Annotated in this window: 13 protein-coding genes; 5 read left to right on the forward strand and 8 right to left on the reverse strand. The window is 54.1% G+C overall.

The window, feature by feature from the left end:
• Positions 1–27: 27 nt before the first annotated feature.
• From purB to B5F54_RS07230, 8 genes are all read right to left on the reverse strand, one after another.
• Complete coding sequence (gene purB / locus B5F54_RS07195) at positions 28–1,458, reverse strand: adenylosuccinate lyase (protein ID WP_087232637.1); 1,431 nt, start codon at positions 1,456–1,458, stop codon at positions 28–30.
• A 14-nt stretch (positions 1,459–1,472) separates the two neighbouring features.
• Complete coding sequence (gene purF / locus B5F54_RS07200) at positions 1,473–2,918, reverse strand: amidophosphoribosyltransferase (protein ID WP_087232640.1); 1,446 nt, start codon at positions 2,916–2,918, stop codon at positions 1,473–1,475.
• 71 nt (positions 2,919–2,989) lie between these two features.
• On the reverse strand, positions 2,990–3,697 hold the full coding sequence (gene purC, locus B5F54_RS07205; RefSeq protein WP_087232450.1) for a phosphoribosylaminoimidazolesuccinocarboxamide synthase: 708 nt from the start codon (positions 3,695–3,697) through the stop codon (positions 2,990–2,992).
• Between the two features lie 84 nt (positions 3,698–3,781).
• Entirely contained in the window at positions 3,782–7,000 is a 3,219-nt protein-coding gene (gene carB / locus B5F54_RS07210) for a carbamoyl-phosphate synthase large subunit (protein WP_087232453.1), read from the reverse strand.
• Positions 6,997–8,073 carry a carbamoyl phosphate synthase small subunit gene (locus tag B5F54_RS07215; RefSeq protein ID WP_087232456.1) on the reverse strand — a complete coding sequence of 359 codons (1,077 nt, stop codon included), beginning with the start codon at positions 8,071–8,073 and terminating at the stop codon, positions 6,997–6,999. Before B5F54_RS07215 ends, carB begins: the two co-directional genes overlap by 4 nt.
• 113 nt (positions 8,074–8,186) lie before the next feature.
• Positions 8,187–9,407 (reverse strand): LL-diaminopimelate aminotransferase, encoded by a 1,221-nt coding sequence (locus B5F54_RS07220; RefSeq protein WP_087232459.1) that lies wholly within the window; start codon positions 9,405–9,407, stop codon positions 8,187–8,189.
• Positions 9,408–9,463: 56 nt separating this feature from the next.
• On the reverse strand, positions 9,464–10,300 hold the full coding sequence (gene dapF, locus B5F54_RS07225; protein ID WP_087232462.1) for a diaminopimelate epimerase: 837 nt from the start codon (positions 10,298–10,300) through the stop codon (positions 9,464–9,466).
• Between the two features lie 330 nt (positions 10,301–10,630).
• Positions 10,631–11,962, reverse strand: a complete 1,332-nt coding sequence (locus tag B5F54_RS07230) for a glutamine synthetase family protein (protein WP_087232465.1) — start codon at positions 11,960–11,962, stop codon at positions 10,631–10,633.
• 464 nt (positions 11,963–12,426) lie between these two features.
• Here B5F54_RS07230 and gdhA point away from each other — a divergent pair, with 464 nt between their 5' ends.
• The 5 genes from gdhA (at position 12,427) to B5F54_RS07255 (ending at position 18,094) form a co-directional block, all read left to right on the forward strand.
• Positions 12,427–13,758: an NADP-specific glutamate dehydrogenase gene (gdhA, locus tag B5F54_RS07235; protein ID WP_087232468.1), complete on the forward strand. Its 1,332-nt coding sequence runs from the start codon at positions 12,427–12,429 to the stop codon at positions 13,756–13,758.
• A 235-nt stretch (positions 13,759–13,993) separates the two neighbouring features.
• Positions 13,994–15,028 carry a PTS transporter subunit IIC gene (locus B5F54_RS07240; protein ID WP_087232471.1) on the forward strand — a complete coding sequence of 345 codons (1,035 nt, stop codon included), beginning with the start codon at positions 13,994–13,996 and terminating at the stop codon, positions 15,026–15,028.
• A gap of 128 nt (positions 15,029–15,156) precedes the next feature.
• Positions 15,157–15,744 (forward strand): manganese efflux pump MntP, encoded by a 588-nt coding sequence (locus tag B5F54_RS07245; RefSeq protein ID WP_087232474.1) that lies wholly within the window; start codon positions 15,157–15,159, stop codon positions 15,742–15,744.
• A 148-nt stretch (positions 15,745–15,892) separates the two neighbouring features.
• Positions 15,893–17,455 (forward strand): acyl CoA:acetate/3-ketoacid CoA transferase, encoded by a 1,563-nt coding sequence (locus B5F54_RS07250; protein ID WP_087232477.1) that lies wholly within the window; start codon positions 15,893–15,895, stop codon positions 17,453–17,455.
• A gap of 174 nt (positions 17,456–17,629) precedes the next feature.
• Positions 17,630–18,094 carry a GNAT family N-acetyltransferase gene (locus tag B5F54_RS07255; protein ID WP_087232480.1) on the forward strand — a complete coding sequence of 155 codons (465 nt, stop codon included), beginning with the start codon at positions 17,630–17,632 and terminating at the stop codon, positions 18,092–18,094.
• Positions 18,095–18,238 lie beyond the last annotated feature (144 nt).

An 18,238-nucleotide genomic window follows, 5' to 3' on the forward strand; every position in this document is an offset into this window, starting at 1 on the left:
GGCGGCCAAACTCCGCACATCGGTGGTTTATACGTTAATCTCTGCCTTTTCCGTTGGCACAAACGCATATTTGTCCAAAATAGGACGGACTGTATTCTGAATAAACTCCTCCGTCTGCATCGGCGCACAGCCCACATATTTCTCCGGGCTGACAATCGTATGCAGTTCGTCGAGCGTAACGCCAAAGATCGGGTCCCCGGCGATGCGCGCAAGCAAGTCGTTCTCCCCGCCCTCTTCTTTCACAACCTTGGAAGCGGCCATGGAATGCACGCGGATGCGCTCATGCAGCTGCTGGCGGTCGGCGCCGCGCTTGACGGCGTCCATCATGATATTCTCCGTTGCCATAAAGGGCAATTCCCGGCGCAAATGCTGCTCGATCACCTTCGGATATACAACCAGGCCGTCCGCCACATTGTTGTACAAATTCAAGATGCCGTCCACCGCCAGGAATCCCTCCGGGACGCTGAGGCGCTTGTTCGCGGAATCGTCCAACGTACGCTCAAACCACTGGGTTGCCTCCGTGATCGCCGGATTCAAGCTGTCCGTAATCACATAGCGCGCCAGGGAAGCGATGCGCTCGGAACGCATCGGGTTGCGCTTATACGCCATGGCAGAAGAACCGATCTGGTTCTTTTCAAACGGCTCTTCCACCTCTTTCAAATGCTGCAACAGGCGGATATCGTTGGAGAATTTTGCCGCGCTCTGTGCAATTCCGCTCAGGATGGACAAGATCTGGCTGTCCAGCTTACGGGAATACGTCTGCCCGGAGACGGCAAAACATGCGCGATAGCCCATCTTCTCCGCAATCTTCTGATCCAGCTGCTTTACCTTTTCATAGTCGCCGTCAAACAGCTCCAAGAAGCTGGCCTGCGTGCCGGTGGTCCCTTTGGAGCCCAACAGCTTCGCCTTGCTCAGCTGGTATTCCACATCCTCCAGATCCATCAGCAGATCCTGGATCCAGAGCGTAGCACGTTTGCCCACGGTGGTCGGCTGGGCGGGCTGGAAATGGGTGAACGCCAGGGTGGGCAGATCCTTATACTGCATCGCAAAATCCGAAAGCACACGGATCACGCCCACCAATTTCTGGCGGACCAATTCCAACGCCTCGGTCATAATGATGACATCCGTATTGTCCCCCACATAGCAGGAGGTTGCGCCCAAATGGATGATCGCGCGCGCCTTCGGGCACTGCTCGCCATATGCATAGACATGGGACATCACATCGTGGCGCACCACTTTTTCACGTGCTTCTGCCACCTCATAGTTGATGTCCTCCGCGTGGGCCTTCAGTTCGTCGATCTGTTCCTGGGTGATGGGAAGCCCCAGCTCTTTTTCCGTTTCCGCCAAAGCAATCCAGAGTTTCCGCCACGTGCGGAACTTTTTATCGGGGGAGAACAGGAACTTCATCTCAGCATCCGCATACCGCGCGGACAGCGGCGACTCATACGTATTCTTCAAATTGACAACCTCCATCAATCTCTTCTGATCGGCACACAATATTTATTTTCTTTCGAAGCCATGGAATGGCTTGGGACAGCGGCCGGATAACGCCCAGAGAAACAGGCATCACAGTAATGCCCACAATCGCTCTCTATCCCCAACATCTTCGGCAGATTTTCCAACGCCAGGAACTCAATGGAGTCTGCAAAGCTCATCTTGCCAATCTCCTCAATCGTATGCTTACAGGCGATCAGCTCGTCTTTGGAGGGGATGTCCGTCCCGTAATAGCAAGGCCAAAGGAACGGTGGGGAGCTGATGCGCAGATGGACTTCCTTCGCACCGGCGTCCTTGAGCATGGACACAATCCGCGCGCATGTCGTACCACGCACAATGGAGTCGTCCAGCATTACGACGCGTTTCCCTTTGACTGCCGTGCCCAGGGCGTTCAGTTTGATGCGCACGCTGCGTTCCCGCGAAGCCTGATCCGGCTTGATGAAGGTACGCCCGATATAGCTGTTTTTGACAATGCCCTTCTGGTAGGGGATGCCGGACTCCTCGCTATATCCAATCGCCGCGTCGATCCCGGACTCAGGCACACCGATCACCATATCGGCATCCACGGGATGCTGGCGAGCCAACAGGCGCCCGGCCTCTTTGCGTGCCTCGTAGACGCTGATGCCATCCACCACGCTGTCCGTACGGGCAAAATAAATGTATTCAAACACGCAAAGGGATTTTGCAGCTTTATTGGGGAGCGTCATCGAGCGGAGGCCGTCTTTATCCGCCACGACAATTTCACCGGGCTCCACATCACGCACGAACTCTGCCCCACACGCATCAAGCGCACAGGTCTCCGAAGCAAACACATAGCTGTTCTCCACGCGGCCAATGCAGAGCGGACGGAACCCGTTCGGGTCGCGTACGGCAATCAATTTTTGGGGGCTCATCACAATCATGGAATAGGACCCCTGAACCTTCGGCATCGCACGGTAGACCGCCTCCTCTATGGAGGGGGCCTTCACGCGCTCCCGCGCGATGAGGTAGGCAATCACTTCTGAATCAATCGTGGTTTGAAAAATGCAGCCGCGATGCTCCAGTTCATGCCGGAGCTCATAGGCATTGCTCAGGTTTCCATTGTGTGCAATCGCCAACGTTCCCTTGATGTATCGCATGACAAGCGGCTGGGAGTTTTCCCGGACGCTCGCGCCCGCGGTGGAATACCGCACATGGCCGACAGCGATCTGGCCCTTCAATTCCCGCAGAATTTTATCATTGAAGGTCTCCGTCACCAATCCCATATCTTTATAACAGGAAATGACCCCCTGGTCGTTTACGGCAATGCCGCAGCTCTCTTGCCCTCTGTGCTGGAGGGCCAAGAGCCCGTTGTATGTGGCATATGCAGGGTTCAATGCGCCATCCATCGAATAGACGCCGAATACACCGCACTCCTCATGCGGTTTCGAATAATCAAACTCCATTACAGAACCGTTCAAAAGCTCACCGTCCTAATCAAATTATGGATTGTCAAACGAACCGGCCGGGCAAGCGCTTAAAGCCCGATGCGCTTCATCATCTCGGCATACGCCTCTTCTACGCCGCCCAAATCCCTGCGGAAGCGGTCCTTATCCAGCTTCTCATGGGTATGGACATCCCAGAAGCGGCAGGTGTCCGGGGAAATCTCATCGGCAAGGACAATTTCGCCATCTGCCGTCTTTCCGAATTCCAGCTTAAAGTCGACCAAAATAACATCGAGCTTCTTGAAGTATTCCTTCATCACCTCGTTGACCTTGAACGCCATCGCCTTGATGGTGTCGATCTCTTCCTGGGTGGCCAGGCCGAGCGCCAAAGCGTGATAATCGTTGATCAGCGGGTCGCCGAGGTCGTCGTTCTTATAGGAAAACTCGATGGTCGGCTGGGCAAACTCGATGCCCTCCTCCACGCCGTAACGCTTTGCAAAAGAACCGGCGGAAAGGTTGCGGATAATCACTTCCAGCGGGACAATCGAAACCTTTTTCACCAATGTCTCGCGGTCGCTCAGTTCCTCAACAAAGTGGGTCTTAACGCCGTGCTTCTCCAGCAGCTGGAACATAAAGTTGGACATACGGTTGTTTACCACGCCTTTGCCCACAATCGTGCCCTTTTTCTGGCCATTGAACGCCGTTGCGTCGTCCTTATAATCAACAATGCAGAGGTTCGGATCGTCCGTTGCAAAGACCTTTTTGGCTTTTCCCTCATAAATCTGCTCACACTTTTTCATGATGAAAATCCTCCTAGTTCGATTCAATTTAAAAAGTCGGGAAACAGGCATTGCCGGGGGTAAAAGCCCCCGGCGCAGACCGGTTTAGATAAAGTTTAAGAAGCTGGATACCGTCGTAATATCGATGACCGACAGCTGCGTCGTCTCCACGTGCTGCGCGCAGGTCAGGAATGCATTCGCGGTGTCCAACGAGGTCAAGCACGGGATGCCGGCCTCTACTGCATTGCGGCGGATGAGATAGCCGTCGCGGTTATGCGCTACGCCCTTCGAAGGCGTGTTGATGACCAGGTCGATCTTTCCGGACAGGATCACATCCAGAATGTCCGGCTTCCCGGCGCCGATCTTATTGGTACGGATGGTGGGAATGCCATTGTCATTCAGGAAATCGGACGTGCCCGCCGTGGCATAGATCGTCCAGCCCAGCTCATACAAGCCACGTGCAATCGGCAGGACTTCCTGTTTATCGCTGTTCTTAACCGTGATAATGACACGGCCCTTTTTAATCATGTGGGTGCCCGCGCCGTAGAATGCTTTGATCATCGCCTCGTCAAAGGTCCGGGCCACGCCCAGGACCTCGCCGGTGGATTTCATCTCCGGCCCGAGGTTGACATCCGCTCCATACAGCTTTTCGAAAGAGAACACCGGCATCTTGATGGCAATGAGCTCTTTTTCGGGCTGCAATCCATATTCATAGCCCATCTCCGGCAAGGTTTTCCCGAAGAAGGTTCCGACCGCCAACGGGACGATTGGGATATCGGTCACCTTGCTGATGTAGGGGACCGTACGGGACGAACGCGGATTGGCCTCGATCACATAGACCTGGTTGTCCTTCACAATAAACTGAATATTCAGCAGGCCCTTGACCTTGAGCGCCTTCGCCAGGCGGCGGGTGTACTCGACGATGATGTCCTGCATTTCCTTGCTTACATCCACCGCGGGATAGACCGAAATGCTGTCGCCGGAGTGTACGCCAGCGCGTTCGATGTGCTGCATGATACCCGGGATCACCGAGTCGATTCCGTCGCACACCGCATCGACTTCCACTTCCGTGCCCATGATATATTTATCGACCAGAATCGGGTGCTCCTGTGCAATCTGGTTGATGGCGCCGATGTCTTCGATCACATCCTCGTCGCTGTAGGCGATGTGCATCCCCTGGCCGCCGAGCACATAGGACGGGCGCACCAGGACCGGGTATCCCAGCTCATTCGCAGCGGCAAGCGCCTCCGCACAGGTGAATACCGTGCGGCCTGCGGCGCGCGGGATCTCGCACTCGTTCAAGATCGCATCAAAACGCTCGCGGTCCTCCGCTGCGTCGATGCTGTCAAACGAGGTGCCCAAAATCGGGATTCCCATCTTTTCGATGGCGCCGGCCAGTTTAATCGCCGTCTGGCCGCCAAACTGCACCACCGCGCCGTCGGGCTTCTCCAACTGCACGACATGGAGCACATCTTCAGGGGTCAGCGGTTCAAAATAGAGCTTGTCCGCAATGTCGAAGTCCGTGCTGACGGTCTCCGGGTTGTTGTTCATGATGATGGTCTCATAGCCGAGGTCGCGCAGCGCCCAAACGCTGTGGACGGAGCAGAAGTCAAACTCGATGCCCTGCCCGATGCGGATCGGGCCGGAACCGATGACCAGCACCTTCTTGCGGTCCTTCTGGCAGATGGACTCGTTCTCCGAACCGTAGCTGGAATAATAGTAAGGCGTTGCAGCATCGAATTCCGCCGCGCAGGTATCGACCATCTTATAGACGGGCTTGATGTTCCATTCATCTTCCAGCTTGCGGATCTCTTCGATGCTCTTCCCGCTGAGTTCCGAAATCGTCTCATCCAAGAAGCCGTAGTCCTTCGCCCTGAACAGCAACGCCCGGTCAAGCTCTTCGGAAGCGAGCGCTTTTTCCACATTGACGATGGAAACCAGCTTGTCCAGGAACCACAGGTCGATCTTTGTGATGTCGTGGATCTCCTTCGCCGTAAAGCCACGGCGCAGTGCCTCCGCCAAGACGAACAGGCGGCGGTCGTCTACGACGTGCAGGCGCTCACCGATCGCATCGTCGCTCAAGCCCTTGAGGTTCTTATCGATCAGGCTCATCATGTTGACTTCCAAGCAGCGCACGGACTTCATCAGCGCGCCCTCGAACGTCGGGGCAATGCCCATGACCTCGCCGGTCGCCTTCATCTGGGTGCCCAGCAGGCGCTTAGCATTTTGGAATTTATCGAACGGCCACTTCGGGATTTTCACGACGCAATAGTCCAGCGTCGGCTCGAAGCAGGCGTAGGTTTTCTTGGTGATCGCATTGGGGATTTCGTCCAGCGTGTATCCCAGCGCAATCTTGGAAGCCACCTTTGCGATCGGATAGCCTGTCGCTTTGGAAGCCAACGCCGAGGAACGGCTCACACGCGGGTTTACCTCGATAACGCAGTATTCAAAGCTATTGGGGTTCAGGGCAAACTGCACGTTGCAGCCGCCTTCGACGCCCAACTCCGTGATAATATCCAGCGCCGCGCTGCGCAGCATCTGGGTTTCCTTATCCGCCAGCGTCTGGCAGGGTGCTACCACGATCGAGTCGCCGGTGTGCACGCCCACCGGGTCGAAGTTTTCCATATTACAAACGGTGATGCAGTTGCCGTTCTTATCCCGCATCACTTCGTATTCAATCTCTTTCCAGCCGGAGATGCAGCGCTCGATCAGAACCTGATGCACACGGCTGCGGTGCAGGCCCAAGGACGCGATGGAGATCAGCTGCTCGCGGTCATATGCGATGCCGCCGCCGCTGCCGCCGAGGGTATACGCCGGGCGAACCACCACCGGGTAGCCGATGCGCTCCGCCACCTGCAAGGCGCGGTCCAGATCCTCCGCGATCTCGCTCTCTGCGCAGGGCTGGTAGATACGCTCCATCGCCTCTTTGAAGAGCTCGCGGTCCTCCGCCATGCGGATTGTATCGGCGCTGGTGCCGATCATCGTGACATTGTGCTCCTTCAGGAAGCCGGATTCCTCCAGCTCCACCGCCAAGTTCAGCGCGTTCTGGCCGCCTAGGGTCGGCAGGATGCTGTCCGGCTTTTCTTTGATAATGACCTTTTTGATGGTCTCCACGGTCAGCGGTTCGATATACACTTTATCGGCGATCTGCTTGTCCGTCATGATCGTCGCCGGGTTGGAGTTGATCAGAACGACTTCAACACCCTCTTCCCGGATGGCGCGGCACGCTTGCGTGCCCGCATAGTCGAATTCCGCCGCCTGGCCGATGATAATCGGGCCGGAGCCGATGATGACAACCTTTTTGATATTTGGATTCTTGCTCATATGCGGCTCCCTCCCATCAGATCGATAAATTTGTCAAACAGGAACCCGGTGTCCAGCGGGCCGGAAGAAGCTTCCGGATGGAACTGCACCGTAAAGACCCGGCCGTTTTTATAACGCAGGCCTTCCACGCTGCCGTCGTTCATGCTGACAAAGCTGACGTCCGCAACAGCGGGATCGACGGTGTCCGCATTGACGACAAAGCCGTGGTTTTGGGAAGTGATGTATACACGGTTGGCTTCGAGGTCTTTCACCGGATGGTTGATCCCTCTGTGGCCATATTTCAATTTATAGGTGTCGAAGCCCTGCGCCAGCGCCATCAGCTGGTGGCCGAGGCAGATGCCGAAAATCGGGAGGCCGTGGTTATACAACCGCTTGAGCTCCTCAATGGATTTGACACACGCCTGCGGGTCGCCAGGGCCGTTGCTCAGCATAACGCCATCCGGGGAGAATGCCAGAATCTCCTCCATCGAGGCGTCATAAGGGAAGCATTTAACTGTACAGCCGCGCTTGACCAAACAGCGGATGATGTTGTGTTTGACGCCGTAGTCGGCCAGGGCCACACGGATGGGGCCGTCGCCATAGACCTTTCCCTCCCGGTCGCTGACCTCCGGCACGTAGGACTTCAGCACAAACGCGTCGATCTGCTTCTTCATCGCAGCCAGGTCGATCGCCTCGCCATAAGAGATCATGCCACGCATCGTACCGCTTTCACGCAGAACACGGGTGAGCGCGCGGGTATCAATGCCGCACATGCCGGGCACTTTATTCTGCTTTAAATAGGTGTCCAGATCCACATCACAGCGGAAATTGCTGGCAATGCCAGAGACGGAGCGAACGATAAACGCGCCCAGCCACGGCTTTGTGGACTCCGCATCGTCGTAGCAGATGCCATAGTTTCCGATCAACGGGAAGGTCATCACAACGCCTTGGCCAGCATACGATGGGTCTGTGAGCAGCTCGGTATAGCCGCACATGGCCGAGTTGAACACGACTTCGCACAGGACGTCGTGCTCATAGCCGAAACCCGTGCCCTCAAATGTCATGCCATTTTCGAGCATAAGGAGTGCTTTCATTCAATCACCAACCGTTTCTAAAATAATAAATTCCCAAATCCCTATCTTGTATATTTACAGTCAAGCAGCCCCGACTTACATTTAAGCGGGGCGCTCGACCACAAAGCAATAATTTAGCCGGCAAAGGCTGCTACGATCTTCGCAAGCGCCTTCTCCGTATTTTCTTTTGTATTGAAAGAGGTCAGGCGGAAGAAGCCTTCCCCATTTGCACCAAATCCGGAGCCCGGCGTACCGACCACGCCGCACTTCTCCAGCAGCATGTCAAAGAATTCCCAGGAGGAAACCCCTTGCGGCGTCTTGAGCCACACATAGGGGGAATGCTCGCCGCCATAGACTGTGAAGCCCGCCTTTTTCAAGCCCTCGCGGATGATCTTTGCATTGTTGAGGTAATAGGCGATGTTCTCACGGACTTCCTTCTTGCCTTCCTCGGAATAAACCGCCTCTGCGCCGCGCTGGACGACATACGAAACGCCGTTCATCTTGGTGGACTGGCGGCGGTCCCAGAGCTTATTGAGGGATACTCCGTCGTATTCGAGCTCCTTCGGGATCACGCTGAACGCGCAGCGTGTGCCGGTAAAGCCCGCCGTCTTGGAAAAACTGCGGAATTCGATTGCGCACTTCTTGGCCCCTTCGATCTCAAAAATGCTGTGGGGCATGTCCGGATCGGTGATAAATGCTTCATATGCCGCGTCATAGAGAAGGATGGATTGATTCTCCAACGCATAATCCACCCATTTTTTCAAAGCTTCCTTTGTAATACCCACTCCGGAGGGATTGTTTGGGAAACACAGATAGATCATGTCCACCGGCTGCTGCGGGATCTCCGGCAAGAAGCCGTTTTCCTCCTTGCAGGGCATGTACACAATCTTGCTCCAACCCTTGCCCTCTACGTAGTCGCCCGCACGTCCGGCCATGACGTTGGTGTCCACATAGACCGGGTAGACTGGGTCGCACACCGCGACGACATTGTCCACGCCAAAGATGTCGCCGATGCTGCCGGTGTCGCTCTTCGCGCCGTCGCTGACAAAAATCTCATCCGCAGAAATATCAATCCCGCGGGCCTGAAAATCATTTTTTGCGATTGCCTCACGGAGGAACGCATAACCCGCTTCGGGGCCATAGCCGCGGAACGTCTCCGCTTCGCCCATCTCCTTCGCAGCGGCACACATCGCCTCGACGACTGCCTTTGGCAGCGGGCGGGTCACGTCGCCGATCCCCAGGCGGATGATCTCCTGCTCCGGGTGCTCCTTCATAAAGGCGTTCACCTTATTGTTGATGTCCACAAACAGATAGCTGGCAGGAAGCTTGACAAAATTCTCATTGACTTTCAGCAAATCGAAAACCTCCTAAAATTCGTTTTAGCGTACAGAATGTCCAATACGATATTATATCAGATTTCGACAGTTCCGTCAAAGACAAAAGCGGCAGGGCCTTCCATATAAACGTCGTCCGTATCCGGATCCCAGAAAATGTGCAAATCTCCGCCACGCAAATGCACCGTCACATCGCGGTCCGTTTTTCCGGTCAACACAGAGGCCACCGCACAGGCACACGCGCCCGTACCGCAGGCAAGGGTCTCCCCGGACCCGCGCTCCCAAACGCGCATCTGCACTTCATGCGGGCCGGTCACCTGTGCAAATTCGATATTGGCACGCTCCGGGAACATCGCGTGCTTTTCCATCTCCGGGCCAATTGCAGGCAGATTCACTCCCTCCACATCGTCAACAAAAATCACCGCGTGCGGGTTGCCCATCGAAACACAGGTGACCCTCCACACGTTTCCAGAGGGCGTATACACCTCTTCGTCCACCATGCGGTCCTTTGAAAACAAGACCGGGATTTTTTCCGGGTCCAGCTCCGGCTGCCCCATATTGACGCGCACCGAAGCGACCTTTCCATCCTCCACACGCAGCTGCAAGGTTTTCACACCACTGCGGGTTTCCACACGCAGGACGTCCTTTTTCACAAGCCCGCGGTCGTAGACATATTTCGCCACACAGCGGATGCCGTTTCCACACATCTTCCCTATGGAACCGTCCGCGTTGAACATCTCCATGCGGCAGTCTGCCACGTCGGATGGCAAAATCAAGATCAGCCCATCGGAGCCGATTCCAAACCGGCGGTCGCTCAGTTTAACCGCCGCTTCTGAAGGGTTTTCCAGCTTCTCCTCAAAGCCGTTGACATAGATATAGTCGTTTCCGGTGCCGTGCATTTTTGTAAATTTCATGGGACTGTCCTCCTGGCAAGAAAAGTTTCAATTACTCAAGATACTGCGTTCCAGAACGACGCTTCTCTTCAGGAACACCGCGCAGCTTCATCAGAAACCGTTGGACACACATTCTCTTACTAAGACATATTTATGCAAATTGGAAGCACGTATTCAATGCATCAAACACCGTCATCGCTGTCTCAGATAATATTTCCAGAGCACATGCTCCGCATTTACAGAAACCAGTGGGCCGCAGGCTCAGGTCCACTGCTCCTTCCGGCATGGTTCAAATTTCCAACCATTATATGGCTCACTGCGTCCCGTTTCCAAGCCGTCCGCTACAAACCATTAAAATTTATTCAAATACCGCTCGATTTCCCACTGGGACACACGCGTGGTATATTCTTTCCACTCCTGCCGTTTGGCCTCCACATATTTTGTATAAACATGATCGCCCAATACCTCACGGATAAAGGGATCGGCCTCCATGCACTCCACTGCGTCGATCAGATCGGCGGGCAGGTTCTCAATGCCCAGCTTCTTACGGTCCTCTTCTTTCATGTCGTAAATGTTCGCACTGACCGGCGGGGGCGGGGTCATCCCTTCGCGGATCCCCTCCAGGCCCGCTTGCAGCAGCACGGCAAAGACGAGGTACGGGTTGCACGCCGGGTCCGGGGAACGCAATTCCACGCGTGTCCCCACCCCGCGGGTGTCCGGAACGCGGATCAGGGCGCTGCGGTTGCAGGTCGTCCAGGCGATATAGCAGGGCGCTTCATAGCCGGGGACCAAGCGCTTATAGGAATTGACCAGCGGGTTGGTGATCGCACTGATGCTCTTGACATGCTTGCAGATGCCAGCGATGAACTGATGGGCGATTTCGCTCAGGCCGGATTCCGAATCCGGGTCGTAGAACGCGTTCTTTCCATCTTTAAAAAGGGACATGTTGGTATGCATACCGGAACCGCACTGGCCATAGACCGGCTTTGGCATAAACGTCGCGCACAGGCCGTGGGAATCGGCTGCCGATTTTACCACCATCTTAAAGGTGAGGATGTTGTCTGCCGCAGAGAGCGCTTCGCTGTATTTAAAGTCGATCTCGTGCTGTGCGATCGCCACCTCATGGTGGGAAGCCTCAATCTCAAATCCCATGTCCTCGAGGGTCAGGCAAATATCGCGGCGGCAGCTCTCACCCAAATCGGACGGCCCCATATCAAAATAACCCGCCGTGTCATGAGTGATGGTGGTGGGATGGCCATACTCGTCGGTGTTGAACAGGAAGAATTCGCACTCCGGCCCCACGTTGAAGCTGTATCCCATGTCCGCCGCATCTTGGATCGCTTTGCGCAGGATGTAGCGCGGGTCCCCTTCAAACGGCGTGCCGTCCGGCTTGTAGACGTCGCAGATCAGCCGGGCAATCTTCCCGTGCCGGGTGTGCCAGGGCAAGATGACAAAGGTGTCCAGATCCGGCCAGAGATACATATCGGACTCCTCAATACGCACAAAGCCCTCGATGGAAGAGCCGTCGAACATACACTTGTTATCCAGTGCTTTTTCCACCTGGCTGGTCGTAATGGCCACATTCTTCAAGGTGCCGAAAATGTCCGTAAATTGCAGCCTGACAAATTTCACGTCATTTTCCCGGATAATCCGGATGATGTCCTCCTTGGTGTATTTGCTCAAAACCATATCCCCCTAAAAATAAAAATAACAAGGCTGTTCCTGTTTACAGAACCTCCTTGTCCCATCTTTATTTGGCCGCACCCGGCCATACAATTATTGTCTTTATTTTATTCTATTTGCAAAGTCGTGTCAATCATTTTCATCGTGATGTCCCCGATTCATATTTATGCACAAATTTCCGGATAGAATCGGTCGTTTTCCGGTGAAACGGCAGTGATTTTGCAATATTCATCTTCCGTTCCTGCAAAACAATCAAAAAAATTTGATTTTTTCGGCCATAAAATCTTGAAATATTGGTATTCCTATGCTAAACTGTTGAAGTAAAAAAATTGTGTGTGCAGGCTGGCGCCGTTTTCCGTCATCCGAAGCGGTTCCAAAGCGGTATGAATATATACCTTGACCGTTGCCCGCCGCGCAGTTGCAAACGCTTACAGAATCTATTTTGTATAGGAGGCTTCATCATTATGTCCTATGTCAGTGAACAGTTGGAAAAAGTCGTCCGCCTCAACCAGAGCGAGCCGGAATTCATCCAGGCCGTCACAGAAGTGCTCAATTCCTTGGAGCCTGTGATCGAGCAGAACCCGCAGTATGAGAAGGCCGGTATCCTTGAGCGCATTACCGAACCGGAGCGCCAGATCAAATTCCGCGTCGCTTGGGTAGACGACAACGGCAAGGTGCAGGTCAACCGCGGCTATCGCGTGCAGTTCAATTCCGCAATCGGACCCTACAAGGGCGGCTTGCGTTTCCATCCGTCCGTAAACCTTGGCATCATCAAGTTCCTCGGCTTTGAGCAGATCTTCAAGAACTCCCTGACCGGCCTGCCGATCGGCGGCGGCAAGGGCGGCTCCGACTTCGACCCGAAGGGCAAGTCTGACCGCGAGATCATGGCGTTCTGCCAGAGCTTTATGACGGAGCTGTACCGTCACATTGGCCCGGACACCGACGTTCCGGCTGGTGACATTGGCGTAGGCGGCCGTGAAATCGGCTACCTGTTCGGCCAGTATAAGAGAATCCGCAATGCTTATGAGGGCGTGCTCACCGGCAAGGGCCTGAACTTCGGCGGTTCCCTGGCTCGTACGGAAGCTACCGGCTACGGCCTGCTGTATTTCACAGACGCGATGCTGAAGGCAAACGGCAAGAGCATCGCTGGCTCCACCATCGCGATTTCCGGCGCTGGCAACGTGGCCATCTATGCATGTGAGAAAGCACAGCAGATGGGCGGCAAGGTTGTCACCATGAGCGATTCCACCGGCTGGATCTATGATCCGGAAGGCATCGACCTGGCTGCAATCAAGGAGATCAAGGAAGTCAAGCGTGCACGCCTGACCGAGTACAAGAACTATCGTCCGAACTCTGAGTACCACGAGGGCAAGGGTGTTTGGAGTGTCAAGTGCGACATTGCTCTGCCGTGCGCAACGCAGAATGAGCTGCTGATCGACGACGCAAAGGCACTCGTTGCAAACGGCGTCTTCGCTGTTGCGGAGGGCGCAAACATGCCGACCTCCATCGAGGCAACCGAGTATTTCCAGGCAAACGGCGTTCTGTTCGCACCGGGCAAGGCCAGCAACGCAGGCGGCGTAGCAACCTCCGCTCTTGAAATGAGCCAGAACAGCATGCGTCTCTCCTGGAGCTTCGAAGAGGTCGACGCAAAGCTCAAAGGCATCATGGAGAACATCTTCAAGAATGCAGCTGACGCGGCTGAGAAGTATGGCCACGCAAAGAACTATGTGATGGGCGCGAACATCGCAGGCTTTGTCAAGGTTGCAGACGCGATGCTGGCAGAAGGCGTCATCTAATCGACGGCTTGCAACAAGCTCTGATTTAAATAGGACATTGCCACACTGCTGGCGAGGCGGTGTGGTTTGATTGGCCAACAATATCCGATATTGAAGAAGAAATAGCGGTTTGTGGGTTAGGAAATAGGTACTGGGATTCCAGTGCCGCTCCCCTCCTCACAGCCGCTATTTTTTTGTCTACATGGGCGGCGCTGCCGCTTGTCTGATGCGAAAATAGATAGAGTAGGTATAGAATATGGAAAAAGTAACAGGAAACAACGTCCGTTCCCTTTTGAAAAAGCTCTTCCAACGGTACTTCGTAGATGCCATGAGCGCAATGGCGCTCGGCCTTTTCTCTTCCCTTATCATTGGGCTGATTATGTCCCAATTGAGCCAAGTTCCCTTCCTGACCTTTTTGGCCCCTTATTCGGAAATGGCGGCCGCCTCTTCCCCGGTGGTCGGCTCTGCGATTGGTGCGGCAATCGCTTGGGGCTTAAAGGCAAAGCCGCTGGTGGTGTTCTCCTGTGTCGTATGCGGCGCCTTCGGATACCAGGCAGGCGGGCCGGTGGGCGCTTATGTGGCCGCTGTCGTTGGGGCTGAATTTGGGCGCCTTGTAAGCGGCAAAACCAAAGTGGATATTGTCGTGACGCCGATGGTCACCATCATTACCGGCAGCGTGGCCGGGCAGTTTGTTGGCCCCTATATCCAGGAATTTATGAATGGGCTCGGCGCTATCATCAACCAAGCGACGGAACTCTCCCCGCTTCCCATGGGTATCCTGGTATCCGTCATCGTCGGCATGGTGCTCACCGCACCAATTAGCTCCGCCGCGCTCTGTATCATGTTGGATCTGAGCTGTTTGGCTGCCGGGGCGGCCGCGGTCGGATGCTCCGCCCAGATGATCGGTTTTGCTGTTGCCAGCTTCCGGGAAAACCGTTGGGGCGGCCTGCTCTCCCAGGGAATCGGTACCTCCATGCTGCAATTCAGCAACATCATGAAAAAGCCGCAAATCTGGATCGCTCCCACTTTGGCCAGCGCGGTCCTCGGCCCGATCTCCACCTGCGTGTTCCAGATGACCAATACCGCCACCGGCGCGGGCATGGGAACCAGCGGCCTTGTCGGGCAATTTGGCGCTTTTGCAGCTATGTCTGGAACTGTACCACAGTGGCAAATCCTCCTGGAAATTGTTCTGCTACATTTTATCGCTCCTGCCGCCCTCACTCTCCTCTTTGATTTTGTCCTGCGCAAAATTGGATGGGTCAAAGACGGCGATATGAAAATCAATATTTAACGCCAAGCGGCATCTTTCCTCTTCCCTTCACATACCCTTTTAGGAGGATTGACAAGCAGCTAAAAAGGATATAGAATAATCTAACTTCTTGTCAAATTCTGTATTTTATACATATTGAGGGGTTGCGCATGGACGTTATTTCTTTGATCGGCATTGCCATTGGGCTTTCGATGGACGCATTTGCCGTTTCCATTACAAATGGCGCTGTAACGCGCAATGTGACGTTTGGATTTGCAACAAAGCTTGCGGCAAGCTTTGGGTTATTCCAAGCGGCCATGCCCATGATTGGGTGGGCCGTCGGTAAGGCAGGCGAGGGGTTTATCAGTAAGATTGACCATTGGATTGCCCTGCTCCTTCTGAGTTACATCGGTATCCAAATGCTTCGGGAAGCGAAAAAGAAGCGCAATGAGGGCATTGTGGATTGCCAAAAGGAACCTCCAGGATTCAAAACGATTTTGGCCTTCGCGGTAGCCACCAGTATTGACGCGCTGGCAACCGGCATCATCTTACCAACCGCCGTGGGAGCGTCCACACTTCCCTTAATGCTGGCTTCCGTCGTTTCGATCGGGATGATCACCTTTTTGTTTTCCTTGGTGGGCGTAGGCATCGGCAAAAAATTTGGTTCCCTTTGCTGCGGCAAAGCAGAAATTGTCGGTGGGATTGTTCTCATCGGGATTGGGCTTAAAATCTTTTTGGAACATACCTTTTTTTCTTAAAAAGTGGCTGCTGTATAAAAGGCGGTGTTTCTCCGTTTTGACGGAAAAGCACTGCCTTCTTTGTTGCACCTCACGGACTTGAAATTTCCCATGGGTATGATATAATATTAACAATTCAGTATCATGTATATAAATTGGAGGATTGCTCATGTCTGTAAAAGTATTAACTGCAAGAGAGGCTGCGGATCTGATTCCGAACGGCGTCAACCTTGCAACAAATGGTTTCATCGGCGCTTCCTTTCCGGAAGAGATCGCAATTGCAATCGAGCAGCGTTTTTTAGAGACCGGCGCACCGAACGATTTAACCCTGCTTTTCTGCGCCGCACAGGGCGATTCTAAGGATAAAGGGCTCAACCACTTCGCACACGACGGCATGGTCCGCCGCGCCATCGGTGGCCACTGGGGCCTTGCCCCGAAACTCGGCAAGATGGTTGCCGACAATAAGATCATCGCGTATGATTTCCCTCAGGGTGTTACCGCGCATATGTTCCGTGATGCGGCGGCTCACAAGCCCGGTACTTTGACCCATGTGGGCCTCGGTACGTTTGTGGACCCCCGTCTAATGGGCGGCAAGCTGAACGAGCTGACCCGCCAGCAGGAAGATCTGGTGGAGCTGATGGAGATCGGCGGCAAAGAGTATCTCTTCTATAAAAACCAGCCGGTCAACTTCGCTATCATTTCCGGCACATATGCCGATGAAGACGGCAATATCTCCATGGAGCATCTGGGCGTTAAGGCAGAAGCGCTGGTCGTGGCGCAGGCGTGCAAGAACTCCGGCGGTACCGTGGTCGCACAGGTAGAACGCGTGGTTGCATCCGGCTCTCTCGATCCGCAGAAAGTAGAGGTCCCCGGCATCCTCGTGGACGCAGTGGTTGTTGTCAGCGACATGAAGAATCATATGCAGACCTTCGGCACGCAGTACAATCCCGGCTTCTCCGGCGAGCACCGTATGGGCGCTGCGGAGTTCACGCCGGCCCCCATGTCCCCGAAAAAGATCATTGCCCGCCGTGCGGCGATGGAACTGAAAAAGAATGGGATTGTGAACCTCGGTATCGGTATTCCGGAGTACATCTCCTCGGTTGCAACGGAAGAGGGCATCTTGGATCGCTTCACATTGACGGTGGAATCCGGACTGACCGGCGGCAGCCCGCAAAGCGGTCTGGATTTCGGCGCAAGCTTAAATCCCCAGTGCATCATGTCCCAGCCTTCGATGTTTGACTTCTACCAGGGTGGCGGACTGGACCAGGCCTTCCTTGGGTTTGCAGAGGGCGATGAAGAGGGCAACGTAAACGTGTCCAAATTTGGTGTAAAGCTGCCCGGTTGTGGCGGATTCATCGATATCTCGCAAAACGCCAAGCAGGTGTTCTTCTGCGGCACCTTCACGGCTAAGGGGCTAAAGACGGAAGTTTCCGACGGTAAGCTGCACATTTTGTCGGATGGAAGCATCAATAAATTTAAGACGGGCTTGGAGCACATCACCTTCAGCGCTGAGACCGCCAAAAAGAACCAGCAGCCGGTCATGTACATCACCGAGCGCGCTGTATTCCAGCTGACCGACAAGGGCTTGGTCTTGACCGAATATGCACCGGGCGTCGATCTGGAAAAGGACATTTTTGCCCATATGCCGAAGAAGCCGCTGGTATCCCCGGATCTGAAAGAGATGGACGCGCGCATTTTCCGCGAAGAAAAGATGGGCTTGGTCAACGAATAAACTGCATTAGAATGTATTAAAATAGCAAGTAAAAAATCCCTCTGGTAGACGCATTGCCGTTTATCAGAGGGATTTTCAAACTCAACCAAATAAAACGCGTAGCAAATGACGGGATAAAAATAGCAAGCACACATATTTACAGCCGTACGATATCCCAGAGGAGGTTCCTTAAAAATGATCCGGGAATTTCAAGCATCCGATGCGCAGGCGGCATCCCATCTAATCTGCCGTAATCTGCGGGAGGTCAATTGTTGGGATTACCCTCTTGAAGTAATCGAACAACTCATACAAGAATATACGCCGGAACGCCTTCTTCGAATGACCGCAGAGGGATATACATTCACTTTTGAAAAAGGCGGAATTCCAACCGGAATCCTTCGCATACTTCCTGCACAGGGAGCGCCACAGGTATATTGGCTACGCACGCTCTTTGTTTCTCCGGATTATCACGGCCAAGGAATTGGCCGACAGTTGGTAGAAGCTGGCGAACAATTTGCACGGCAGAAGGGTGGCGCTGTGGTGCGTCTCTGTGCATCCCTGACGGCCCATCGTTTCTATCAGAAGCTCGGGTACATAGATCTTTCCCGTACCCCCGATTCTAATGGGCTTTATCTTATGAAAAAGGACCTATCCATTTGAGACCATTTTTACAATGGGAATTTGCGCTCGACTCTATTCCCAGTAGACCCATACGATTTTTGGGCCTTTCCAAAAAATTCCTTTTGCAAGCTTTTTCTATGAAAAAGCGTGATCGCCGGACAAAACTATCCTGCCATCACGCTT

This window comes from Anaeromassilibacillus sp. An250, from assembly GCF_002159845.1.
GTDB lineage: Bacteria > Bacillota > Clostridia > Oscillospirales > Acutalibacteraceae > Anaeromassilibacillus > Anaeromassilibacillus stercoravium.

Excerpts from the sequence above, each read along its gene's own strand:
- B5F54_RS07250 (WP_087232477.1), top strand. The coding sequence starts at position 15,893 with ATGTCTGTAAAAGTATTAACTGCAAGAGAGGCTGCGGATCTGATTCCG.
- B5F54_RS07245 (WP_087232474.1), top strand. The coding sequence starts at position 15,157 with ATGGACGTTATTTCTTTGATCGGCATTGCCATTGGGCTTTCGATGGAC.
- carB (WP_087232453.1), bottom strand. The coding sequence starts at position 7,000 with ATGAGCAAGAATCCAAATATCAAAAAGGTTGTCATCATCGGCTCCGGC.
- purC (WP_087232450.1), bottom strand. The coding sequence starts at position 3,697 with ATGAAAAAGTGTGAGCAGATTTATGAGGGAAAAGCCAAAAAGGTCTTT.
- purF (WP_087232640.1), bottom strand. The coding sequence starts at position 2,918 with ATGGAGTTTGATTATTCGAAACCGCATGAGGAGTGCGGTGTATTCGGC.
- B5F54_RS07215 (WP_087232456.1), bottom strand. The coding sequence starts at position 8,073 with ATGAAAGCACTCCTTATGCTCGAAAATGGCATGACATTTGAGGGCACG.
- gdhA (WP_087232468.1), top strand. The coding sequence starts at position 12,427 with ATGTCCTATGTCAGTGAACAGTTGGAAAAAGTCGTCCGCCTCAACCAG.
- dapF (WP_087232462.1), bottom strand. The coding sequence starts at position 10,300 with ATGAAATTTACAAAAATGCACGGCACCGGAAACGACTATATCTATGTC.
- B5F54_RS07255 (WP_087232480.1), top strand. The coding sequence starts at position 17,630 with ATGATCCGGGAATTTCAAGCATCCGATGCGCAGGCGGCATCCCATCTA.
- B5F54_RS07240 (WP_087232471.1), top strand. The coding sequence starts at position 13,994 with ATGGAAAAAGTAACAGGAAACAACGTCCGTTCCCTTTTGAAAAAGCTC.